This window comes from Vibrio neonatus (assembly GCF_024346975.1).
Classification (GTDB): Bacteria; Pseudomonadota; Gammaproteobacteria; order Enterobacterales; family Vibrionaceae; genus Vibrio; species Vibrio neonatus.
This window is the reverse complement of the sequence record NZ_AP024885.1, coordinates 2,120,822-2,145,054: the sequence shown is the minus strand read 5'-3', so window position 1 is coordinate 2,145,054 and position 24,233 is coordinate 2,120,822. Positions and strand designations below refer to the sequence as shown.

The window sequence follows — 24,233 nt, the reverse complement described above, 5'->3', positions numbered from 1 at the left end:
GGAATGTCATGCCATTACTTCAGATAGCAGAGCCGGGCCAAAGTTCTGCACCACACGAACACAAGCTTGCGGCAGGTATTGACCTTGGTACCACCAATTCACTGGTAGCTTCAATGCGCAGTGGTCAAGCTAGCCCGTTATTAGACTCTGAAGGTCGCGCTATATTGCCTTCAGCGGTGCATTACCAAGCTGATAGTGTCAGTGTTGGTTATCCAGCTATCGATGCTGCTGAAAGTGATCCGCAAAACACCATTATTTCAGTAAAGCGTCTGCTTGGTCGCTCTGTGGCTGATATCAAACAGCGCTACCCAAATTTACCGTATTCAATTGTGGATAGTGAGAATGGTTTACCTATCTTACAAACCAACAATGGCAGTAAAAACCCTATCGAAGTTTCGGCTGATATTCTGCGTAGCTTAGGGCGACGCGCCGAGAAAACATTAGGTGGCGATTTAACCGGAGTAGTCATTACCGTTCCGGCCTATTTTGATGACGCGCAACGTGCAGGCACTAAAGATGCCGCTAAACTGGCGGGCTTAAATGTCTTACGTCTACTGAATGAACCTACTGCCGCGGCGATTGCTTACGGCTTAGATTCTGCCCAAGAAGGTGTGATTGCGGTTTATGATTTAGGTGGCGGCACCTTTGATATTTCTATCTTGCGCTTATCGAAAGGCGTATTTGAAGTGCTTTCTACTGGCGGTGATTCTGCTCTCGGTGGTGATGACTTTGATCATCTCCTTGCCGAGCACATTCAAAATGAAATGGGATTAGACGCGCCAACTGCGGAACAAACCCGTATTTTGCTCAATGCTGCGGCGCGCACCAAAATTGCACTGTCGGATAGCGAACAAACTCAAGTTTCGGTACTTGATTGGCAAGGCGTGATCAGCCGAGAAACTTTCGACGATCTGATTCGTTCGCTAGTGAAGAAAACCCTGATGTCTTGTCGCCGCGCGATTAAAGACGCCGAAGTTAGCACCGATGAAGTGCTTGAAGTGGTTATGGTCGGCGGTTCAACTCGTACTCCTTTAGTGCGTTCAATGGTAGGTGATTTCTTTGATAGAGAGCCACTCACTAGCATTAATCCAGACGAAGTAGTCGCAATCGGCGCAGCCATTCAAGCGGATATTCTAGCAGGTAATAAACCTGACTCAGACATGCTGTTACTTGACGTTATTCCACTTTCTCTTGGCATTGAAACCATGGGTGGCTTAGTGGAAAAAATCATTCCGCGTAACACCACTATTCCGGTTGCTAGAGCACAAGAATTTACCACATTCAAAGATGGTCAAACGGCCATGACAGTGCACACCGTACAAGGTGAGCGCGAGATGGTTGATGATTGCCGCTCGTTAGCTAAGTTTGCCTTAAAAGGCATTCCACCAATGGCGGCAGGTGCGGCGCATATTCGAGTCACTTACCAAGTGGATGCGGATGGTTTACTGTCTGTTACTGCGATGGAAAAAAGCACGGGTGTGCAATCAGAGATCCAAGTTAAGCCTTCTTACGGCTTGAGCGATACTGAAGTCACCAAGATGCTGAAAGATTCAATGGCGTTTGCCAAAGAAGACATGCACGCTAGAGCGTTAGCTGAGCAGCGCGTAGAAGCGGATCGTGTTATTGAAGGTCTGATTGCGGCGCTGCAAGCGGACGGTGATGAGTTATTGAGTGAGCAAGAGCGCACTCAGCTACTTAGCGTTATTGAAGATTTGATCGCATTGCGTAATAGTGACAACGCCGATGCAATCGAAGATGGAATTAAGAAGACGGATAAAGCAAGCCAAGAGTTTGCATCTCGTCGTATGGATAAATCGATTCGCCAGGCGTTATCTGGCCAGTCAGTAGATGATATATAGAGATAAAGTACTATGCCTAAGATTGTAGTTTTACCCCATGATGATCTCTGTCCAGAAGGCGCTGTTTTTGAGGCTAATTCAGGTGAGACAGTATTAGATGTAGCTTTGAAAAATGGCATCGGCATCGAGCATGCTTGTGAGAAGTCTTGTGCTTGCACCACATGTCATGTGATTGTACGTGAAGGTTTTGATTCTCTTGAAGAGAGTGAAGAGCTAGAAGACGATATGTTAGATAAAGCGTGGGGCCTTGAGCCAGAGTCTCGCTTAGGTTGCCAAGCCGTAGTTGCAGATGAAGATCTTGTGGTTGAGATCCCTCGTTATACATTGAATCACGCTTCAGAAGATCACTAATCAATTTCATAGATAAAGGAGTGCGTCATGAAATGGACAGACAGCCGTGATATTGCTATTGAGTTAGTCGAACAGTTTCCAGAATTGGACCCTAAAACGGTACGCTTTACAGACTTACATCAATGGATATTAGATCTAGAAGAGTTTGATGATGAACCAAATCATTCGAATGAAAAAATTCTAGAAGCCATCATCCTTTGCTGGCTAGATGAAGCAGATTAACGGTCTACTTAACATTTATTTAATAAAAATCGGGCCTTTGCGCCCGATTTTTATGTTTTTGGCATTGAGCCTAGGCATAATAGGCTCCATAAGTAAGTTATCAGGCAGGGCTTGCTAGGAAGGGGATCTTACTTTTCATGGCATAGCAGAGTTTCCTCTGTCAGAGGAACTAGGATTCCTGTATCTTGAAAATATATAAGTAAAATATAGGGCAAGGAGAGGTCATGTCGACAGCAATGCAAGTATCATTATCTACAGATAAAGCAGCACCTCAATGGGGCGAAAACGCCGTTCTTTCTCACACAGAGCAAGGTTGCTTAGTCCATATTGGCCAAACTCTTGATTACAGCGCAATTCAAAAAGCAGCGCGTAAGTTAGATGGGCAAGGTATTAAAGAAGTGAGCCTAGTAGGCGAGCTTTGGGATCTAGAAGCTATCTGGTCTTTTGCACAAAGTTTCCGTAATCCAAAACGTAACAACACACTAGAGTGGCAACCACTGGCTGAAGCGGATGAAAAAGAGCTTCAAGACCGTATTAAAGTGGCTAACTGGACTCGTGACATCATCAACAAGAGTGCAGAAGAAGTGGCACCTCGTCAGCTTGCAACTATGGCTGGTGAACTGATTAAATCAGTAGCCGAAGAAGGTCAGGTAACTTATCGCATTGTTAAAGACAAAGATCTACTAACAGGCGGTTGGGAAGGTATCTACGCCGTGGGACGCGGCTCTGCGCGCACCTCAGCAATGCTACAACTGGACTTTAACCCTACGGGTAACCCAGATGCTCCTGTAATGGCGTGTCTAGTGGGTAAAGGTATCACCTTTGATTCAGGTGGCTACAGCTTAAAACCTTCTCAATTCATGACTGCAATGAAGTCTGACATGGGTGGCGCGGCAACCATTACCGGTGGTCTAGCCTTAGCAATTCTTCGCGGCTTAAACAAACGCGTGAAATTGATCCTGTGTTGTGCAGAGAATATGATCTCTGGACGTGCGATTAAACTAGGTGACGTAATCACCTACAAAAATGGCAAAACAGTAGAAGTGATGAACACCGATGCTGAAGGGCGTCTAGTGTTGGCTGATGGCCTTATCTACGCAAGCGAACAGCACCCTGAATTGATCATTGATTGTGCAACATTAACTGGCGCGGCAAAAAATGCACTAGGTAATGACTTCCACGCACTGCTTAGCTTTGACAACGCACTATCAGAGCAAGCATTAGCTTGCGCAGCGGAAGAAAAAGAAGGTCTATGGCCTCTACCGCTAGCGGATTTCCATCGTGGTATGTTGCCGTCTAACTTTGCGGATCTTTCAAATATCAGTAGTGGTGACTATTCTCCGGGCGCATCCACAGCGGCGGCGTTCTTATCCTACTTTGTGGAAGATTACAAAACAGGTTGGTTGCACTTTGATTGTGCCGGGGCATATCGCAAGTCTGCCTCAGACAAGTGGGCTGCTGGAGGTACAGGAATGGGAGTTCGTACACTAGCAAACCTTCTAAACAATCAGTAATTAGAAATTAAGGTCCCTTTGGGGCCTTTTTTTATAGAAACAAAACAACTGTCTTAGACGGTTCAAGAGCTATAAGGAATATAAATGGCCATTGAAAGAACATTTTCTATCGTGAAACCGGATGCGGTAAAACGCAATATCATCGGAACTATTTATCAGCGAATTGAACAAGCAGGCCTGCGTGTTGTAGCCGCAAAAATGCTACATCTTAGCGATGAGCAAGCAGGTGGGTTTTATGCCGAACATGCTGAAAAGGAGTTCTTCTCAGAGCTTAAAGAGTTTATGACCTCTGGTCCTATTATGGTGCAAGTGCTTGAAGGTGAAGACGCAATTGCTCGTTATCGTGAGTTGATGGGCAAAACCAACCCTGAGCAAGCCGCTTGTGGCACCATTCGTGCTGACCATGCGCTTAGCATGCGTTACAACTCGGTACACGGCTCAGATAGCCCAATCTCTGCCGCTCGTGAAATTGAGTTTTTCTTCCCTGCTTCAGAAATCCATCCTAGAACCTAAGGCTAAAACAGCGACTAGGCCCTAGTTTATTAGGGCCTAGCCTTTAAAACTCCATTTTTCGCTTTCTTCTACTTCGCTCACATAATTGTTGTTGCGGTTGCACAAACACTGTACAATCTGCGCCCCGAGATTTGATGTTCGTTGTTGAGAGGCTCCATGACTAAAGCTAAAGTTAATCTGCTTGATTTTGATCGCCAAGGACTCCGTCAGTACTTCGCTGATGAGTTAGGTGAAAAAGCATTCCGCGCAGAGCAGGTAATGAAGTGGATATACCACTTTGGTTATGATGACTTTGAAAAAATGACCAACTTAAATAAGAAGTTGCGTGAAAAACTACAACGTCTTACCGAGATCCGTGCTCCGCAGGTATCTGATGCGCAATACTCTAGCGATGGCACCATCAAGTGGGCTATGCGCGTAGGCGATCAAGACGTAGAGACGGTCTATATCCCTGATGGTGATAGAGCTACCTTGTGTGTTTCTTCTCAAGTAGGTTGTGCACTAGAATGTAAATTCTGTTCAACCGGTCAGCAAGGCTTTAACCGTAACTTGCGCGTATCTGAGATTGCAGGTCAAATTTGGCGCGCTGCGCGTGAGATTGGTATCGAAAAAGAGACTGGCCGTCGTCCTATTACCAACGTGGTAATGATGGGTATGGGTGAACCACTACTGAATATGAATAACCTGATGCCGTCTTTGAACATCATGTTAGATGATTTAGGTTTTGGCTTATCTAAACGCCGCGTTACCGTGTCTACTTCTGGCGTGGTTTCTGGTCTTGATCAAATGACAGGTAATATCGATGTAGCACTGGCAATTTCATTGCACGCGCCAACCAACGAATTACGTAGCCAGATCATGCCAATCAATGATCGTTGGAACATTGAAGAATTCTTAGAGTCGGTACGTCGTTATATTGCGACCTCAAATGCTAACCGTGGCAAAGTGACGGTTGAGTATATCTTGTTGGATCATGTGAATGATGACATGGAGCATGCGAGACAACTCGCAGAATTGCTAAAAGACACCCCAGCAAAGATCAATTTAATACCTTTTAATCCATATCCTGGTTCACCTTATAAGAAGCCAAGTAATTCACGCATCGATCGTTTTATGAAAACCTTGATGCAATACGATTACACGGTAACTGTACGTAAGACTCGTGGCGATGATATTGATGCGGCATGTGGTCAATTAGTCGGTGATGTTATTGACCGAACTAAACGTACTCAACGAAACACTGGGGAAGCCATTCCTGTTAAAACTCTATAACAGATATTAAACCAGTTGATTACATGGCGTGAGGTTCCCCGATAATACTTGCCGGGGAACCTTATGTTTAAAGGATTGGTCACACTTTTTTTACTCAGTCTTACTTTCGGTTGTGTTACAGTTGATAGCGAGGCTGGAACCGCGAAATTTAACCCCCTCAAAGCTGCGGATGCTCGTATAGAGCTGGGTATAAACTACCTTGCCCTTGGGTACAATGTCAGAGCAAAGCAAAATCTTGACTTGGCATACCGTTATGCACCCAATTATGTACGCGCTTCCTCTGCAATAGCCTATTATTACCAACAAGTGTCAGAGCCTAATGTTGCTGATATTTGGTACCAAAAAGCATTAGCCAAATCACCGTATGATGGTGCTGTGCTAAATGATTACGGCGTATTTTTATGTCGACAGAAAAAATACAGATCCGCTCAAAAGCAGTTTAAACAAGCGATTCAGCAAACCCGTTACGAGTATGTTGCCGCAAGCTACGAAAATGCAGGTATCTGTGCAATAATGCAGGGCGATTTTAGGCTGGCTGAAACTTATTTTAATAAGTCTTTAGAGTATGAGCCGTCACGCTTCCGAAGTCATATTGAACTGGCCAAATTGTCGGTTCACTTCGGCGCATTTAGCGAAGCTCGACAAAGATTGCAATCTATCCACTCAAGGTTTGGTCCAAGAGTCGAAGTGCAACAATTACAAGATGAACTCGATCGTAAATCATCTATGAATAATTGATTGTCGATCCTTAATTTAACTTCCTATTTAGAATGAAGTAATCAAAATAATGAACACAGACTCAAACAACGTAGAAGAACAGCATTCTGATTCAAACGATGGCAACACGAGCACTGTCATGATTGGTGATATTTTACGTGCTAAGCGAGAATCATTAGGAATCAGCCAGAAAGAGATCGCTGATCGTTTAAGATTGAGATTAGCCATTATACAAGGCATTGAGAGTAACGACTTTCAAGAAGGGCAAGTACATACATTTACCCGTGGCTACGTTCGTTCGTATGCACGTGCGGTAGGCGCTGATGAAAAAGCCATTGTCGAATTGCTTGATAGTTCGCTGTTAGCTCAGCCTCATGAAGAAAGCATGCAGAGCTTTTCTCAGCAAACCAAGAAAAAGAAGCATGATAATAATATTATGAAGCTCACTTGGGGTATCTTTACTATCATCATAGGTATCTCAGTGGTTTGGTGGTGGCAAAGCGAAAAAAATGCCGACACTATTGTCAGTGACACTACGACAACACAAGTTACCGAAACCGTTGATAGCGAAGTCTCCGAGGCAAATGTTGAACCTGAGCTTGTAGCAGAACCGCAGCCTGTAACTGAAGAAACTGCATTACCAAGTGACGGTAACGCCGAGGCTCAAGTGGCGACTAATACAGATAACGATACCGTGCTAGTGGCGACAGTGCCAAAGCATGAATCAACCACAGAGACTGCCACAAAAGCGATTGAGAATGCGCCTAAAATAGCGATGAGCTTTACTGCAGATTGTTGGATTCAAATTCAAGATGTGCATGGTAAAACCCTATGGACTGGCGTAAAAAAAGAAGGACAGAAACTTGAGTTGGACGGTGAAGGTCCTTTCAAATTCGTACTTGGCGCCCCAGAGGTGGTTTCACTTTCAATTTCGGGTGAACCTATCGACCTTTCTAGGTATACTGCGGGCAAAGTAGCACGTTTCACTGCAGAGTAATTATGCATCAAGAATCACCAATAAAGCGTCGCCCTTCGACACGAATCTATGTCGGCGGCGTACCCATTGGCGATGGGGCTCCCATCGCTGTACAGTCGATGACGAACACCCGTACCACGGATGTTGCAGCCACGGTTGCGCAAATCAATGCTTTAGAGAAAGTAGGCGCTGATTTGGTGCGCGTTTCTGTTCCAACAATGGATGCCGCAGAAGCGTTTAAAATCATTAAGCAACAAGTCAAAGTCCCACTGATCGCGGACATTCATTTTGATTACCGAATCGCCTTAAAAGTGGCGGAGTACGGGGTAGACTGTCTACGCATCAACCCAGGTAATATCGGCAATGAAAATCGAATTCGCTCGGTAGTCGATTGCGCGCGCGATATGAATATCCCTATTCGTATTGGCGTAAACGGTGGTTCTTTAGAGAAAGAAATTCAAGAAAAGTATGGCGAGCCAACAGCCGAAGCGCTGGTTGAATCCGCTATGCGTCATGTGGATATTTTAGATCGCCTTAACTTTGATCAGTTTAAAGTGAGCGTAAAAGCATCGGATGTTTTTCTGGCGGTAGATTCTTATCGACTGCTTGCCACTAAGATTGATCAACCTTTGCACTTAGGTATTACCGAAGCTGGTGGCGCACGCGCTGGGTCGGTGAAATCAGCGGTAGGTTTAGGCATGCTTCTTTCTGAAGGCATTGGTGATACATTGCGTGTGTCACTGGCGGCTGATCCAGTTGAAGAAGTAAAAGTGGGTTTTGATATTCTTAAATCGCTACGCATTCGTTCTCGTGGCATTAACTTTATTGCTTGTCCTACATGTTCACGCCAAGAATTTGATGTGATCAATACGGTCAATACACTAGAGCAGCGACTAGAAGACATCATTACACCTATGGATGTGTCCATTATTGGTTGTGTAGTGAATGGTCCTGGTGAAGCTGAGGTCTCTCATATGGGGATCGCCGGTGGCAATAGAAAGAGTGCTTATTATCTTGATGGCAAGCGCCAGAAAGAACGTTTTGATAACGATAATGTCATCGATCAGCTTGAAGCTAAGATCCGCGCTAAAGCGAGTCAACTCGATCCGCAAAATCGCATCGATGTGAACAATATTCAAAAATAAATGTTTCAGGGCGCACGCCCTGACAATATACGGTATTTAATAGTGGCAAAAACAATCCAAGCAATTCGAGGCATGAATGACTGCCTTCCTACTCAATCGCCTCTTTGGCAGAAATTAGAGTCGACAGTTAAGCGTGTGGTCAGCGCATACGGTTACAATGAAGTGCGTATGCCAATCGTCGAAATGACGAACTTATTTAGTCGTGCTATCGGTGAAGTTACCGATGTGGTTGAAAAGGAAATGTACACCTTTGAAGACCGTAACGGCGATAGCCTATCACTACGTCCAGAAGGTACCGCAGGTTGCGTACGCTCTGGTATCGAAAATGGTTTGCTGTACAACCAAGAACAACGTTTATGGTACATGGGACCTATGTTCCGTCACGAACGTCCACAAAAAGGCCGTTACCGTCAGTTCCATCAATGTGGTGTGGAAGTGTTTGGTCTTGATGGCCCTGATGTTGATGCTGAATTGATCATGATGACGGCGCGTTTATGGCGTGAGTTAGGTATCGACAAACACGTACGTTTAGAGCTGAACTCGATTGGTTCTCTAGAAGCGCGTGCTAATTACCGCACTGCATTGATTGAATATCTAGAACAGCACATTGATGTTTTAGATGATGACTGCAAACGTCGCATGTACACCAACCCATTGCGTGTTTTAGATAGCAAAAACGCTGATGTTCAGGCGATTTTAGGTGAGGCTCCACGCCTAGCTGACTACTTAGACCCTGAATCTAAAGCACATTTTGCTGGTTTATGTGAACTTCTCGATGCGGCTGGTATCGAATATCAAGTTAATCAACGCTTAGTGCGTGGTTTAGATTACTATAACCGCACCGTATTCGAGTGGATCACTGAAAGCCTTGGCTCTCAAGGTACAGTATGTGGTGGCGGTCGCTACGACGGACTGGTTGAGCAGTTAGGTGGTAAACCAACTAAAGCGGTTGGTTTTGCTATGGGCTTAGAGCGTCTAGTGCTAATGCTAGAAACGTTAGAGCTTGCTGATGTTCGTCGCTCTGTAGACGCTTATGTCGTGACAGCAGGCGAAGGCACTATGCTAGCGGGAATGAAACTTGCTGAAGAGTTGCGTGAGCAATTACCTGAGCTGCGTGTTATGAATCACTTCGGCGGTGGCAATTTCAAAAAACAATTTAAACGAGCTGACAAAGTCGGTGCTGCAGTTGCGCTAGTGCTGGGCGAAAACGAAGTGTCAGAGAATAATGTCGTAATAAAGGATCTCATCGGCGGTGAACAAATCACTATCGCGCAAGCAGATCTGGTAAACAAACTAAAAGAATTCATTTAAGAGGATCCGTCGTGGAATTGTACGATAGCGAAGAACAACAAGTTGAAGCCATCAAGGATTGGTGGAGAGAAAACGGTAAAGCAGTCGTTTTAGGTGTAGTAATTGGCCTAGGTGGTTTATTTGGCTGGCGTTACTACCAAGATTCAATCGTCACAGGTCAAGAAGGCGCAGCGGCTGAGTACGCAGAAACTATTCAAGCACTGAACACTAAAGGTTTAGAAGCTTCTGATGACATTCAAGCCTTTATCAATGCTCACTCTGACCGTGAATACGCGGTACTGGCTGCATTACAACTTGCACAAGCTCAAGTAGCTCAAGCGGATTACAAGTCTGCTTTGACTCAACTTGAGTGGGCAAAAGCCAATACTAAAGACGAAGCTCTTACGCCGGTTATCGCTTTGCGTGCTGTGCGTGTTAAAGCTGAGCTAGGTGAACTGGATGCAGCTATTGCTGAACTAGACACGCTAAAAGCAGCTGGTTGGGAAGGTCGTATTGCTGAGCTAAAAGGCGATTTATTGCTTCGTAATGGTGATAGTGAAGGTGCATACACAGCATATTCTGCAGCACAACAAGCCACAGATGCTAGCCAAACTATCCAGTTCAAACTTGATGATTTAGCCAAATAGGATCGCTTAGCATGCTAACTAACAAGTGGCTTCGTCGCATACTTCTCACTACATTTACTGTAGCGTTAGTCGGGTGTGCTAGCGAAGAAGACACCATTATTATGGCGCCAGTACCAGTTGTAGAAAGTCAATTTACGCCTTCTGTAGTCTGGTCTACCTCAGTGGGTGATGGTGTTGGACAATACTTTTCAAAGCTGACGCCAGCTTACGCTTATGACAAAGTGTTTGTGGCGAGCCGTGATGGTGATGTGGCAGCGTTTGATGCCACCTCCGGTGATAAAGTGTGGTCTGTCGACTTAGAAAAAGATGTCCCAGCTCGTTTGGCCGGTGGCATTAAAGCCTCTTACGGACAGCTTTTCATTGGTTCTGAAAACGGCGAAGTGATTTCGTTAGATGCAGCCACCGGTGAAGAGAAGTGGCGAGTAGAGGTGGATGGCGAAGTCTTATCAGTGCCAGAAACTGACTCAAACCTTGTGCTTGTGCATACTACTCGTGGCGCTCTAGTCGCACTAGATGAAGAAACCGGTAACGAAAAGTGGACTGTGAGTACCGAAGTACCCACTCTAACTTTACGCGGAACCAGTTCTCCGGTTGCGGTTTCTGGTGGTGTATTCTGGGGTACGTCTAATGGTCGTTTAGCGGCGGCACTAGTGGATCGCGGTCAAATGATCTGGCAGCAACCAGTTGGTACACCAAAAGGTGCTACTGAGATTGATCGCTTAGTTGACTCTGATGCTCAGCCACTCGTTATCGGCGGTATGTTATATACTATTGGTATTAACGGTCAGCTGATTGCTATCGATCTTCGTTCTGGCTCTGCGGCATGGAAACGCAACTATTCTTCTGCACAAAATATGGCGACCGATGGTCGTAATATTTACCTAGTGACAGATAAAGATCATATTGTTGCGGTCGATGCTCGAAGTGGTACAGAGCTTTGGGAAAACCGTCAGCTTGAATATCGTTTGTTGACTGGACCTGCGGTTATCGATCGTAAATTAGTGCTTGGAGATAGCGAAGGTTATCTATACTGGCTAGATCGTAATACTGGTGAGTTCATCTCTCAACAGATGGAAGATGATAGCGGATTTGCCGTCGCACCTTTAGAGGTGGAAGATGGTTTTGTTATCACAACACGCAACGGTGACGTTAAAATGATGAAGATCAATTAGATCTCCAGACGTTCCCATAACGTGATATAATTCGCAATTGGCTCTTGACTGGAAACAGTTAAGAGCCGTTTTGTTATTAATTTTAGTGTAGTTATAGGTCATACCCATTCCGATAAATATGTGATCGTACTTGCCGATTACATCGATACCTTGTGTTATGTATTAAGGTGCAAACCATTGCTTGCTGTGCAGTAATTGTTTGCTATCGGGTTTGATGAACACTGACTTATCGGAATTGGTATAAGCATATATTTACCAATAATACCAATCACACTAAGTAAGTGATCAGAGCTAGCGTAGGAAAAATGCTCGAGAACAAGGCAGAATTTTTTGATAAGTAGTTATTCTACAATCAAAAATTCTAACGCCGTTATCGAGTATTTTAACAAGCTAGAATGATCAGTTATTTAGTACGATTGGTATAACTACACAACGCTTTTACTTTGAGGTCATTATGGTTCCAGTTGTTGCGCTTGTTGGACGTCCTAACGTAGGGAAATCCACATTATTCAATCGCTTAACTCGTACTAGAGATGCGTTAGTTGCAGACTTTCCAGGTCTGACACGTGATAGAAAATACGGTCGAGCTAAGCTTGGCGAGCATGAATTTATTGTTATTGATACCGGCGGTATTGATGGCACAGAAGAAGGTGTGGAAACCAAAATGGCAGAGCAGTCGCTAGCGGCGATTGACGAAGCTGATGTGGTTCTGTTTATGGTTGATGGCCGAGCTGGCTTAACCGTTGCTGATGAAGCGATTGCTAAACACCTACGTAAGATTGAAAAGCCAGCGATGCTGGTGGTGAATAAAGTTGATGGTATCGATGCTGACGCGGCGAGTGCTGAATTTTGGCAGTTAGGCGTTGAAGATATGTATCAAATCGCCGCGGCGCACGGTCGTGGTGTGACGGCATTGATTGATCGCGCTTTAGACCCATTCGTTGAAGCCCTGCTAAAAGAGCAAGGCGAAATCGAAGACCTTACAGGCTTTGAAGACGAAGAAGAGCAGCTAGAGTACACCGAAGAAGAAGCAGAAGAAGAATTTAAACGTCTGCAAGATCAGCCTATCAAACTGGCGATTATCGGTCGTCCAAACGTAGGTAAATCGACACTGACTAACCGTATTTTAGGTGAAGAACGTGTTGTGGTTTACGATATGCCAGGTACGACACGTGATTCAATTTATATCCCAATGCAAAGGGATGAGCGTGAATACGTATTGATTGATACTGCGGGTGTTCGTCGCCGTCGTCGTATCAATGAAACGGTAGAAAAATTCTCAGTAGTAAAAACGCTGAAAGCGGTTGAAGATGCCAACGTTGTATTATTAGTTATCGATGCTCGTGAAAATATTTCGGATCAGGATCTGAGCTTACTTGGCTTTGCATTGAACGCTGGTCGTTCTATCGTGATTGCCGTGAACAAGTGGGATGGTCTTGATACTGACGTTAAAGAACGCGTTAAGAAAGAGCTTGATCGCCGCCTTGGTTTCGTTGATTTCGCGCGTATCCACTTTATTTCTGCATTGCATGGTACCGGTGTAGGTAACTTGTTCGAATCTGTACAAGAAGCGTATAAATCGGCGACAACCCGTGTCGGCACTTCGGTACTGACTCGCATTATGAAAATGGCAACCGACGATCACCAACCACCATTGGTTAGAGGCCGTCGTGTGAAGCTTAAATACGCTCACGCAGGCGGATATAACCCACCTATCGTTGTTATACACGGTAATCAGGTTAATGAGCTTCCTGCGTCATACAAGCGTTTCTTGATGAACTACTACCGCCGCTCTCTAGAGATCATGGGTACACCAATTCGTATTCAGTTCCAAAGCAGTGAAAACCCATTTGAGGGTAAATCTAGCAAGATGACAATCTCGCAAGAGCGTAAGAAAAAACGTTTGTCACAAATGCTGAAAGGCCGCAGTAGCAAAAAGTAACAGTTACGCTTTATCATTTTTAAAGCCGCTTCGATCGCCGAAGCGGCTTTTTTTTACCCTAAAAAGAGGACAATTACACAAAATCGATATGGGAGATCTTTTTATTTTATTCTTAAAATACCATTCAAAATACAGAGGGTAGAATAATAATCTTCTGTAAATTGAAAAACAGCATATGTAACTTATGCTTTCGGTGTGTGGTTATATAAATGTTCTTTTTACGGTAGAAGGCTGATCACGAGCAATAAAGTAGAAGATCAAACAAAGATCATGTTAAAGCTGTAATGCGGCGGTTTTGATAGAAGAATAAGCAACAATGAACATAAATTGATGGCTATGTAATCAAACTCATTTTATCTGTGCAAGCTATGTGAAACTATAGGTTATTTTTAAGATAAATTAATGGCTTTGATGAGTAGCATCATTAAACAGTGGAGAGTAGCGAATGACACAAAACATTTGCCCTGAGTGTAATCAAGAACTGCAATGGGATGGTCAGTATTATTGTGCAGACTGTCAGGCGCACTATAAAAAGTTAGCCTTTTGCCCTGATTGCGATGCGGAGTTGGAAAAACTGCAAGCCTGTGGCGCAGCCAGTTACTTTTGTAATGCCGCTTGCAACGAGCTCAAGTCAAAGTCTCGAGCTCGTGTTGAGTTTACGAGAGTAGAAAATAGTTAAGATTGCGCCGCGTTTATTGATTGCACGCTTGACGTTACTTCACCATCAGCAAAACGAGTGACTAAGGTATCACCTTGTTTGAGTTGCGTTGCTTGCGTAACCACTTGGTTATTTTTGGTTGAGATAGAGTAACCACGGCGCATAGTGGCTAAAGGGCTTACCGCGTCTAGTTTTTCTGTCAACAGCTCAAACTGGTGCCTATCTTGACGAACTTGGTTTTGAATAGCCTTATTTAATCGCTGTTCTAAGTAAATTAGATTTTGCTGCTGCTTGGCAATTTTGTTGGCAGGCGCATGCATTTCAAGACGCATCTGCAAACGAGAAATGCGCTGTTTTATGGCGCTGATTTGTGCAAGCATTGCGCGTTTTAATTGCGCCTCTTTTTCATCTAACTGCTGACTTTGTTTTTGCAATTGATGCTTAGGGTGCAGTTTTTCTAATCGGTGCTCTTGAATCAAGATTTGCTGCTGCTGCTGCGTCAGATAGCGGCTCATGGCATTCATCAACTGCTTTTTTTTGGCAAGCAGACCTTGCAGCTTAAAGCTCTGATCTCGGCTAACTAATTCAGCGGCGGCCGATGGCGTTGCGGCGCGCATATCTGCCACAAAATCTGCAATCGTCACATCCACTTCATGACCCACGGCACTGATTATTGGAATTTGGCTAGAGGCAATGGTTCGCGCCACTATCTCGTTGTTAAAACACCAAAGATCTTCCAATGAACCACCACCACGGCCGACAATCAATACATCACATTCATTGCGCTCATTGGCTAGACCAATCGTCTGGGCAATGCTAATGGAAGCACTTTCCCCTTGCACCATAGTTGGGTAGATGATCACCGGTAGGCTAGGATCGCGTCTTTTCAATACTTGTAGAATATCGTGTAAAGCAGCTCCAGTAGAGGAGGTGACGATACCAATGCATTTTGGGTGTTCTGGTAATGGCAGTTTATTCGACTGGGCAAACAGGCCTTCAGCGGCCAATTGCATTTTCAGCGCTTCAAACTGCTGCTGCAGACGACCATCGCCTTCAGGCTGCATAGATTCAATGATCAGTTGATAATCACCGCGCGGTTCATACAGTGATAAGCGCGCTTTGACTAAAACTTGCTTGCCGTTTTCAGGGCGGAAAGTCACACGACGATTATTACCACGGAACATGGCGCACTTTACTTGAGCACGAGAATCTTTAAGAGTCAGATACCAATGTCCAGACACTGGAGATGAAAAATTGGAAATTTCACCAATAAGCCAAACCACTCCCATTTCATTTTCTAGGAGTAAGCGCACTTCAGCATTGAGGCGTGAAACAGTAAAAATATTATTGGATTGCGGGGAGGGCAAATTGACGCTCTTCAGACATGGGTATGGAAGATAGCTCCAATATAATACACAGCAATAGGTAAAAGGCAAATTAAATTTCAAAAAATGAGTAGCAAAACGATTGCGCTCTGCGTATAATCCATCCGCAATATCAATTCCAACTATTTAATACAGCCCGTATAAATGATTGGTTTCCTTACTTTACCACCTCTATTGTGAGATATTGCAAATGTTACGTATTGCCAAAGAAGCGCTGACCTTCGACGACGTCCTACTGGTTCCAGCTCACTCCACCGTTCTCCCAAATACAGCGGATCTTCGCACCCGCTTGACGAAGAATATCAATCTAAATATCCCAATGATTTCTGCATCTATGGATACAGTTACAGAAGCTCGCTTGGCTATCGCATTAGCTCAAGAAGGCGGAATTGGTTTTATTCACAAAAACATGCCTATTGCTTTGCAAGCCGAAATGGTTCGCCAAGTTAAAATCTTTGAAGCGGGTATCGTTTCTGATCCTGTTACTGTTCGTCCAGAGCAAACCATTGATCAAGTGCTTAAGCTTACTGAAAAACACGGTTTTGCCGGTTTCCCTGTAGTGACTGACAGCCAAGAGCTTGTGGGCATCATTACTGGTCGTGACATTCGCTTTGTGACTGACATGAGCAAAACAGTGTCTGAAGTGATGACTCCTAAAGAGCGTCTAGCAACAGTAACTGAAGGTGCATCTCCTGAAGAAGTTCAAGAGAAAATGCACGAAGCTCGCGTTGAGAAAGTATTAGTTGTGAACAACGAGTTCAAACTACGCGGCATGATCACTGCAAAAGATTTCCATAAAGCAGAACGTAAACCAAACGCTTGTAAAGATGAGCGTGGCCGTCTACGTGTAGGCGCAGCAGTTGGCGCTGGTGCTGGTAACGAAGAACGTGTAGCCGCTCTTGTAGAAGCTGGCGTTGACGTTCTACTTATCGACTCTTCTCACGGTCACTCTGAAGGCGTACTAAACCGCATTCGTGAAACTCGCGCCGCTTACCCTGATCTAGAAATTATCGGTGGTAACGTAGCGACTGGCGCAGGCGCTCGTGCTCTAATCGACGCAGGTGTTAGTGCAGTTAAAGTGGGCATCGGCCCAGGTTCAATCTGTACTACTCGTATCGTTACCGGTGTTGGTGTTCCTCAAGTGACTGCAGTGGCAGACGCGGCGGAAGTTGCTGCAGAATTTGATATTCCAGTTATTGCTGACGGTGGTATCCGTTTCTCTGGTGATATCTGTAAAGCTATCGTAGCGGGCGCATCTTGTGTGATGGTAGGTTCTATGTTCGCGGGTACTGAAGAAGCACCGGGTGAAGTTATTCTTTACCAAGGTCGTTCATACAAGTCTTACCGTGGTATGGGTTCTCTTGCAGCTATGTCTCAAGGCTCATCTGACCGTTATTTCCAAACAGATAACGCAGCAGACAAACTTGTTCCTGAAGGTATCGAAGGTCGCATCGCTTATAAAGGTCGCCTAAAAGAAATCGTTCACCAACAAATGGGCGGTTTGCGTTCTAGCATGGGTCTAACTGGCTCTGCAACTATCGAAGATATGCGTACTAAAGCTGAGTTTGTTCGTATTTCTGGCGCTGGTCTGAATGAATCACACGTACACGACGTGCAGATCACCAAGGAAGCTCCAAACTACCGCCTAGGTTAATTTTGCGTCGATGAATCCCTTGAGTTCAAGGGATTCAACTTAGCAAAAACCAACCTAACTGCCTCTATTTATAGGGGTAACAGATTATTTAAAGTTTTGGAGGCCATTTGCCTCCATCCATCTAATACTATTGAGATTTCTAAATGACAAAGAATATCCACGACCAACGTATTTTGATCCTAGATTTTGGTTCTCAGTACACTCAACTTGTCGCGCGTCGCGTTCGTGAAATTGGTGTTTACTGTGAGCTATGGAGCTGGGATGTAGAAGAAGCGGATATCCGTGAATTTAATCCTGACGGCATCATCCTTTCTGGTGGTCCAGAAAGTGTAACCGAAGCAAACTCTCCTCGCGCTCCTCAATATGTTTTTGATTCTGGTGTTCCTGTATTGGGCGTATGTTACGGCATGCAAACAATGGCTGAACAACTTGGTGGCAAGGTTGCAGGTTCTAACGAACGTGAGTTCGGCTATGCACAGGTTAAAGTTGTTGAAGAATCCTCTCTATTCCAAGGTATTGAAGACGCTATTGCTGAAGACGGCAACGCACTGTTAGATGTGTGGATGAGTCACGGTGATAAAGTAGTCGAAATTCCTTCTGACTTTACTAAGATTGCCGAAACAGAAACTTGTCCGTTTGCTGCTATGGCAAATGAAGAGAAGAAATACTACGGTGTTCAATTCCACCCAGAAGTAACGCATACTCGCCAAGGCGCACGTATGTTAGAAAACTTCGTTATCAACATCTGTGGTTGTGAAAAACTGTGGACATCACAATCAATCATCGATGATGCTATTGCTCGTATTAAAGAGCAAGTGGGTGATGATGAAGTGATTCTAGGCCTTTCTGGCGGTGTTGATTCTTCTGTTGTGGCGATGCTAGTTCACCGTGCTATCGGCGACAAACTGACTTGTGTATTCGTTGATAACGGCCTGCTTCGTTTGAACGAAGGCGAGCAAGTGATGGATATGTTTGGCGATCACTTCGGACTAAACATCATCAAAGTAGAAGCGGAAGATCGTTTCTTAGAAGCACTGAAAGGTCAATCTGATCCAGAGCAAAAACGTAAGACTATCGGTCACGTATTTGTTGATGTATTTGATGAAGAATCGAAGAAGCTGAAAAATGCTAAATGGCTAGCGCAAGGTACTATCTACCCTGACGTTATCGAATCTGCGGCTTCTAAAACAGGTAAAGCGCACGTGATTAAGTCGCACCATAACGTAGGCGGTTTGCCTGACGATATGGAAATGGGCTTAGTTGAACCATTGCGTGAACTGTTTAAAGATGAAGTACGTAAGATTGGTTTAGAACTAGGTCTGCCATACAACATGCTTTACCGTCACCCATTCCCAGGTCCTGGTCTAGGTGTTCGCGTTCTTGGCGAAATCAAAAAAGAATACTGTGATTTGCTACGTCGCGCCGATGCTATCTTTATTGAAGAGCTGCATAACGCCGATCTTTACCACAAAGTATCGCAAGCCTTTACGGTATTCCTACCAGTACGCTCAGTTGGCGTAATGGGCGATGGCCGTAAATACGATTGGGTTGTATCGCTACGTGCTGTAGAAACCATCGACTTTATGACCGCGCATTGGGCACATCTGCCATACGACTTCCTAGGTAAGGTTTCAAACCGCATTATCAACGAAGTAGACAGTATTTCACGTGTTGTTTACGATATTTCAGGTAAACCACCTGCAACTATCGAATGGGAATAAGCCTGCGCTTTTTCTAGTTTTAGATAATCAGTGATACAAAAACCCGTGAGCCATCAGTCTTACGGGTTTTTTTATTGTGACGCAAAATTAGGACATATAGCGGTAGGCGTGCGAAAATAAACGCAATTAGATTAATCGGTAAATAGAAGTATTAGAAATGGCAAAACTGACCCTTCAAGAACAAATGCTAAAAGCTGGCTTAGTGAATGAGAAAAAGCTAAAGAAAGCCAAGAAAGGCGCTAAGAAGTCTCGCGTACAATCACGAGAAGCAAAGGCCGCTGCAGAAGAAAACCGTTTAGCTCAACAAGAGCGTGACAAAAAGATCAACCAAGAGCGTGAACAGCAGCGTTTGGCTAAAGAGCTAAAAGCGCAAGTGAAACAGTTGATTGATATGAACCGCATTGATACCTCAAAAGGTGAGATCAAGTACAACTTTACTGACGGTACTTTAGTGAAATCTCTGTACGTTGAGGAGTTAAATCGCACTCAGCTTATCAAAGGTATTTTGAGTATTGCTCGTGACGGCGAAAGCTATGCGGTGATCCCAACGGTTGTGGCAGAAAAAATCGCTACCCGAGTGCCAGAGGCGATTGTTGAAACCATCAAGCCTGAAGAAGAAACGCCAGATGAAGACGATCCGTACAAAGACTTTGTCGTACCAGATGATTTAATGTGGTAATTGATTTTATATCATCAGTAAGTGGGTAGCGTAATGCTGCCCATTTTTATATCAAACTCACAAATAAGGCATTTTTCTATACACTTTTGATCACAGGCGGATTGTGATTGATATTATTTGACCACTTAGACAGGAATAGGGAAAGAAAATCTGTCTGTGTAAGGTCTAGTTAATATACCTAAGATATAAATCGGTATTTACTTACGTATTATCGGTCATCGTTAAAGGCTTTAGCCAAGGAAACTAACGGAAAATCACTATGAATAAATTACTCACGGCAATGCTTACGTTATGTGCAACGTTTGGGGTGGGTGCTAAAACACTTGATTGGAATAGCATAGAGAAAACCGCGCAAGGGCAAACTGTCTACTTTCATGCATGGGGCGGAAGTCAGGAAATAAACCGCTATATTCAGTGGGCTGATAAACAGCTTCAGCAGCGCTATGGTGTGACTTTAAAGCACGTTAAAGTCTCTGATATTGCAGAAAGTACTCCTCGTCTTATTGCGGAAAAAGCCGTAGCAAAGAGTGAAGGTGGCAGTATTGATCTGGTGTGGATCAATGGTGAAAATTTCAAATCAATGAAAGAGAACCAACTGTTGTTTGGCCCTTTCACCGAAGATTTACCAAACTGGAAATACGTCGATAAATCCCTGCCTGTGACGGTGGATTTTTCTGAACCTACCGAGGGCTTAGAAGCGCCTTGGGGAGTAGGGCAACTGGTGTTCATTTACGATCAAAAGCAATTGAGTACTCCACCCACTTCATTTGCACAAATGCTTACATATGCCAAAGCGCATCCAAATCGCTTAAGTTACCCAAAGCCTCCTGAGTTTCATGGTTCGAGCTTTTTAAAAGCGTTATTAATTGAGCTTTCAGATAATGATCCTGCTTTATCTAAACCTGTCACCGATAAAGAATTTGCAAGGTTAAGCCCATTACTATGGAACTACCTCGATGAGTTCCATCCGCTCGCGTGGCGCAGTGGTAAGCAATTCCCGGCTGGCACAGCTGAAATGATCCGTTTATTAGATGATGGACAGCTAGATGTTGCGCTGACCTTTAATCCTAATGCAGTCTATTCTGCGCAAGCGGCAGGTAATCTTGAGCCTAGCACTAAGCCTTACGCAATGAGTCGTGGCGCTTTGTCTAATATTCACTTTTTAGCCATACCTTGGAACGCCTCTGCTACAGAAGGGGCTTTGGTTGCGATTAACTTTTTATTAAGCCCTGAAGCGCAATCACGCAAAGGTGATTTGGATGTATGGGGCGACCCATCAGTGTTAGAGCGTCAATATTTACAAGGCAGCGCGCAAAACTCCGAGAAATTTGACTCTATTGATGAGCCTCACCCAAGTTGGCAAGTGATGCTAGAAAAAGAGTGGCTTAAACGCTACGGGCAATAATTTAATATGCTTCGATTTTTTTACGCATTGGTTGTCGTGGTATGCGTATTGCCCACAGTGCCGGGCATGCTGGGTGTCGTCTCATCATCACTCAGCTATATTCCTCCTTTAGGTATGAGCTCCGTTTCTTTAACCGGTTTTGAGCAGGTTTTTGCGTGGAATGGTGTCTGGCGCTCCATTGCTTTGACTTTATTTTCTGCCATTGTGAGTAGCTATCTTGCCTGCTTGATTAGCTTTGCGGTGCTACAGCGCAGTTGGAATACGCGCTGGTGGAAAAAAATAGAGCTATCGTTATCGCCATTGCTGTCTATTCCGCATGTGGCGTTTGCGATTGGTTTTGCTTTTTTGTTTGATCCTACAGGTCTAGGGGTGCGTTTGGTGCATAGCCTATTTGGGCATGACTTAAACCAAGCGTCGGCGCATGAATTAGCGCTGTTAATTCACGACCCTTATGCTCTGGGGCTAGTAATTATGCTGGCCTTTAAAGAAGTGCCTTTTCTGCTGTTAATGAGCATTCCGGTTTTAAAGCAATTAAATATCGAAAAGACTGAGAAAATCAGCGCATCGATGGGCTATAACCGCACTCAGATGTGGTGGAAAACCTTATTTGTACAATGGTTGGTTAAGCTGCGCTTTCCTATGTTAGCAGTATTAGCTTATAGCTTGTCGGTGGTGGATGTGGCTTTGATTGTAGGGCCAACCAATCCGCCTACGTTTGCGGTATTAGTATGGCAGTGGTTTAACGACCCCGATCTATCACTACTGCCTAGAGCATCGGCAGGGGCAATCGTACTATTTATGCTTGCCTCTTTGATTATCATTTTTGCCAGAGTAGTGGAGTGGAGTATCTGCAAGTGGGCCAGAGCGTGGCAAGTCTCTGGCAGGCAAGGTGCATCACTGCCGGGCAAGAGTTTGTTTACCTCTATGCTTTTGCTAACGGGGATTATGTTGCCGCTGATGATGCTGTGGAGTGTTGCGCACCGCTGGCGTTTTCCCGATCTTTTACCTAGCCGTTATTCCCTTAGATTTTGGGAATACGAATGGTCGGGCATTATCAGCACCATACAACAAAGCCTAAGTTTAGCCTTGGTTTCTGGCACGATTGCGGTGCTACTGGCGCTTATCGCTCATGAATATCGAATACGATATCGCTGGCAAATTCCGGGCTACATTATTGCGATACCTATGCTGATTCCACAGCTTTCGGTGTTATTTGGCTTACAGGTAAGCACCTTATTTATTGATGGTGATCATCATTGGTTGTGGGTTTGCTGGGCACATCTGTTTTTTGCTTTTCCTTTTGTCTATTTGTCATTAGATGGTCCTTGGCGCAGTTATAACGAGGCTATGACCAGAGTGGCATTGAGTCTTGGTAAAACGCCGCTGAGTGTGTTTATGACCGTCAAACTGCCGCTTCTGCTGCCTGCTATTTTATTTGCTTGGGCGGTGGCCATCAGTGTCAGCTTATCTCAATATCTGCCTACGCTGGTGTTAGGGGCAGGGCGAATTTCTACTTTAACCACCGAAGCGGTGGCGCTATCCAGTGGCTTTGATCGTCGCGTGACCGGTATATACGGGTTATGGCAAGCATTGTTACCACTGATTTTTTTCTTTATCGCCATATTGGGCAGTCGACTCCACAATCGATGTTTACGTCCACCGATCGCTTTGCTGCAAAATAAAGGGGCTTTGATCAAATGAGTCTGTGTCTTAAAAATCTTACCGTACATAAATCTGATGGTAGTACGCTATTCACTAAGTTGAATATGAATATTCACGCTGGTGAAGTGGTTTCGTTAATGGGGCCAAGTGGATGCGGAAAGTCTACTTTGTTGGATATTATTGCGGGGCATTTATCTTCTGAGTTCACCTATCAAGGTGAAGTGCTGTTAAACCAGCGCCGCTTAGACTCTATTGCAGCACATAAGCGTAAGGTTGGGATCTTATTTCAAGACGATCTGTTATTTCCGCACTTAAATATCTGGGAAAACCTAGCGTTTGCTTTACCTAATTCAGTGAAAGGCGCGCAAAGAAAGCAGCAAGCCATTGGCGCGTTGCAGCAAATCTCGTTGAGTCAACTGGCCGATTCGTACCCAGAGCAAATTTCTGGCGGACAAAGGGCAAGGGTGAGTCTGACCCGAATGTTGCTAGCTAAGCCTGAGGTAGCATTATTGGATGAGCCATTCAGTAAACTTGATAAGCAACTTCGTGCACAATTTCGTGATTGGGTATTTGAACAATTAAAGCGCGCCAATATCCCTGCATTAATGGTGACCCATGATGAACAAGACATTCCGAGCAATAGCGTGACACTGAATTGGCCATGGGAGAGTACTCATGCTGGATAGTTATAGTATCAAGGTGATCAAATGGCCTTTAACTCAAGGGGCTAAGCTTGTTAATCACTTTGGGGTGACAGCAAATCAAATCACAGTCTTTGGCTTTGTATTAGGCTGTTTGGCGTTGCCTATGCTGGCACTAGAGCAATACAAGATTGCGTTGCTGTTTATCGTGCTAAATCGCATTTGTGATGGTTTAGATGGTGCATTGGCTAGAATACAAGGTATTACGGACGCCGGTGGCTTTTTAGATATCAGTTTAGATTTTTTGTTTTACTCCTTAGTGCCGTTTGGTTTTGTACTCGCTAACCCTGATATCAATGGTATTGCGGGTGCTTTTTTGATCTTCTCTTTTATTGGCACTGGGAGCAGTTTCTTAGCGTTTGCGGTTATGGCGGGCAAACGCGGCATTGATAATCCAGTTTATAAGCATAAATCTTTGTATTACATGAGTGGGCTAACCGAAGGCACGGAAACCATTGCCTGCTTTATCGTCATGTGTTTATTCCCTGAGTATTTTGCTGAGTTGGCTTTTGTATTTGGCAGTCTGTGTTGGTTTACTACTGCAACTCGTATTTATTCTGGTTTCCATACTTTGCAAGACTTTTAATCTGCTGGGTTACTGAGTTTAAAAAAACCGTAACCCAACACTCTTTCTACTTTGTGATACTGCACGCCTGTGCAACCTTGTGCACTCCATCAGTTTTCCTAACACTGATCTTCAAAACTACTAGATATTATTTCCACTTCGACTCTCTTAATCTGAATGGGC

At 44.4% G+C, this 24,233-nt stretch carries 22 protein-coding genes; 21 read left to right on the top strand and 1 reads right to left on the bottom strand.

Annotation, left to right across the window (positions count from 1 at the left end; genetic code table 11):
* The first annotated feature begins 8 nt into the window (after nt 1–8).
* The 14 genes from hscA to OCU38_RS09865 all read left to right on the top strand — a co-directional run bounded on the left by hscA (nt 9) and on the right by OCU38_RS09865 (nt 14,299).
* Nucleotides 9–1,859 (top strand): Fe-S protein assembly chaperone HscA, encoded by a 1,851-nt coding sequence (hscA, locus tag OCU38_RS09930; protein ID WP_261822958.1) that lies wholly within the window; start codon nt 9–11, stop codon nt 1,857–1,859.
* A gap of 12 nt (nt 1,860–1,871) precedes the next feature.
* Complete coding sequence (gene fdx / locus OCU38_RS09925; protein WP_023405588.1) at nt 1,872–2,210, top strand: ISC system 2Fe-2S type ferredoxin; 339 nt, start codon at nt 1,872–1,874, stop codon at nt 2,208–2,210.
* Between the two features lie 27 nt (nt 2,211–2,237).
* Nucleotides 2,238–2,432 (top strand): Fe-S cluster assembly protein IscX, encoded by a 195-nt coding sequence (gene iscX / locus OCU38_RS09920; RefSeq protein ID WP_261822957.1) that lies wholly within the window; start codon nt 2,238–2,240, stop codon nt 2,430–2,432.
* 224 nt (nt 2,433–2,656) lie between these two features.
* Nucleotides 2,657–3,946 carry an aminopeptidase PepB gene (gene pepB / locus OCU38_RS09915; RefSeq protein ID WP_261822956.1) on the top strand — a complete coding sequence of 430 codons (1,290 nt, stop codon included), beginning with the start codon at nt 2,657–2,659 and terminating at the stop codon, nt 3,944–3,946.
* 84 nt (nt 3,947–4,030) lie between these two features.
* Nucleotides 4,031–4,459: a nucleoside-diphosphate kinase gene (gene ndk / locus OCU38_RS09910; RefSeq protein ID WP_261822955.1), complete on the top strand. Its 429-nt coding sequence runs from the start codon at nt 4,031–4,033 to the stop codon at nt 4,457–4,459.
* A gap of 156 nt (nt 4,460–4,615) precedes the next feature.
* On the top strand, nt 4,616–5,731 hold the full coding sequence (locus OCU38_RS09905; RefSeq protein ID WP_023405592.1) for a bifunctional tRNA (adenosine(37)-C2)-methyltransferase TrmG/ribosomal RNA large subunit methyltransferase RlmN: 1,116 nt from the start codon (nt 4,616–4,618) through the stop codon (nt 5,729–5,731).
* A gap of 63 nt (nt 5,732–5,794) precedes the next feature.
* Nucleotides 5,795–6,469: a type IV pilus biogenesis/stability protein PilW gene (pilW, locus tag OCU38_RS09900; protein ID WP_261822954.1), complete on the top strand. Its 675-nt coding sequence runs from the start codon at nt 5,795–5,797 to the stop codon at nt 6,467–6,469.
* 49 nt (nt 6,470–6,518) lie between these two features.
* On the top strand, nt 6,519–7,445 hold the full coding sequence (locus OCU38_RS09895) for a RodZ domain-containing protein (protein ID WP_261822953.1): 927 nt from the start codon (nt 6,519–6,521) through the stop codon (nt 7,443–7,445).
* A 2-nt stretch (nt 7,446–7,447) separates the two neighbouring features.
* Nucleotides 7,448–8,569, top strand: coding sequence for a flavodoxin-dependent (E)-4-hydroxy-3-methylbut-2-enyl-diphosphate synthase (gene ispG, locus OCU38_RS09890; RefSeq protein WP_023405595.1), 1,122 nt, complete (start codon nt 7,448–7,450; stop codon nt 8,567–8,569).
* Between the two features lie 42 nt (nt 8,570–8,611).
* Nucleotides 8,612–9,880: a histidine--tRNA ligase gene (gene hisS, locus OCU38_RS09885; protein WP_261822952.1), complete on the top strand. Its 1,269-nt coding sequence runs from the start codon at nt 8,612–8,614 to the stop codon at nt 9,878–9,880.
* A gap of 11 nt (nt 9,881–9,891) precedes the next feature.
* Nucleotides 9,892–10,506: a YfgM family protein gene (locus OCU38_RS09880; RefSeq protein ID WP_261822951.1), complete on the top strand. Its 615-nt coding sequence runs from the start codon at nt 9,892–9,894 to the stop codon at nt 10,504–10,506.
* An 11-nt stretch (nt 10,507–10,517) separates the two neighbouring features.
* Complete coding sequence (bamB, locus tag OCU38_RS09875) at nt 10,518–11,678, top strand: outer membrane protein assembly factor BamB (protein WP_152819505.1); 1,161 nt, start codon at nt 10,518–10,520, stop codon at nt 11,676–11,678.
* A 454-nt stretch (nt 11,679–12,132) separates the two neighbouring features.
* Complete coding sequence (gene der, locus OCU38_RS09870; RefSeq protein WP_261822950.1) at nt 12,133–13,620, top strand: ribosome biogenesis GTPase Der; 1,488 nt, start codon at nt 12,133–12,135, stop codon at nt 13,618–13,620.
* Nucleotides 13,621–14,065: 445 nt separating this feature from the next.
* Nucleotides 14,066–14,299, top strand: coding sequence for a zinc ribbon domain-containing protein (locus OCU38_RS09865; RefSeq protein ID WP_261822949.1), 234 nt, complete (start codon nt 14,066–14,068; stop codon nt 14,297–14,299).
* Here OCU38_RS09865 and xseA read toward each other — a convergent pair.
* Nucleotides 14,296–15,645 (bottom strand): exodeoxyribonuclease VII large subunit, encoded by a 1,350-nt coding sequence (gene xseA, locus OCU38_RS09860; protein ID WP_390625223.1) that lies wholly within the window; start codon nt 15,643–15,645, stop codon nt 14,296–14,298. The genes OCU38_RS09865 and xseA overlap by 4 nt on opposite strands.
* Before the next feature lie 208 nt (nt 15,646–15,853).
* On the opposite strand from xseA, the gene guaB reads away from it, so the two are divergent.
* From guaB to OCU38_RS09825, 7 genes are all read left to right on the top strand, one after another.
* Nucleotides 15,854–17,317 carry an IMP dehydrogenase gene (gene guaB, locus OCU38_RS09855; protein WP_023403786.1) on the top strand — a complete coding sequence of 488 codons (1,464 nt, stop codon included), beginning with the start codon at nt 15,854–15,856 and terminating at the stop codon, nt 17,315–17,317.
* A 143-nt stretch (nt 17,318–17,460) separates the two neighbouring features.
* Nucleotides 17,461–19,038 (top strand): glutamine-hydrolyzing GMP synthase, encoded by a 1,578-nt coding sequence (guaA, locus tag OCU38_RS09850; protein WP_021712163.1) that lies wholly within the window; start codon nt 17,461–17,463, stop codon nt 19,036–19,038.
* 157 nt (nt 19,039–19,195) lie between these two features.
* Nucleotides 19,196–19,717 carry a DUF2058 domain-containing protein gene (locus OCU38_RS09845; RefSeq protein ID WP_023403788.1) on the top strand — a complete coding sequence of 174 codons (522 nt, stop codon included), beginning with the start codon at nt 19,196–19,198 and terminating at the stop codon, nt 19,715–19,717.
* Nucleotides 19,718–19,976: 259 nt separating this feature from the next.
* The gene (locus OCU38_RS09840; protein WP_261822948.1) at nt 19,977–21,122 is read left to right on the top strand and encodes an ABC transporter substrate-binding protein; all 1,146 of its coding nucleotides are present in this window, start codon (nt 19,977–19,979) and stop codon (nt 21,120–21,122) included.
* A gap of 6 nt (nt 21,123–21,128) precedes the next feature.
* Nucleotides 21,129–22,823: an ABC transporter permease gene (locus OCU38_RS09835; protein WP_261822947.1), complete on the top strand. Its 1,695-nt coding sequence runs from the start codon at nt 21,129–21,131 to the stop codon at nt 22,821–22,823.
* A complete protein-coding gene (locus OCU38_RS09830) occupies nt 22,820–23,470 on the top strand; it encodes an ATP-binding cassette domain-containing protein (RefSeq protein ID WP_261822946.1) in 651 nt (216 codons plus the stop codon). Before OCU38_RS09835 ends, OCU38_RS09830 begins: the two co-directional genes overlap by 4 nt.
* Nucleotides 23,460–24,071, top strand: a complete 612-nt coding sequence (locus OCU38_RS09825; protein ID WP_261822945.1) for a CDP-alcohol phosphatidyltransferase family protein — start codon at nt 23,460–23,462, stop codon at nt 24,069–24,071. The genes OCU38_RS09830 and OCU38_RS09825 overlap by 11 nt, the downstream gene beginning before the upstream one ends.
* Nucleotides 24,072–24,233 lie beyond the last annotated feature (162 nt).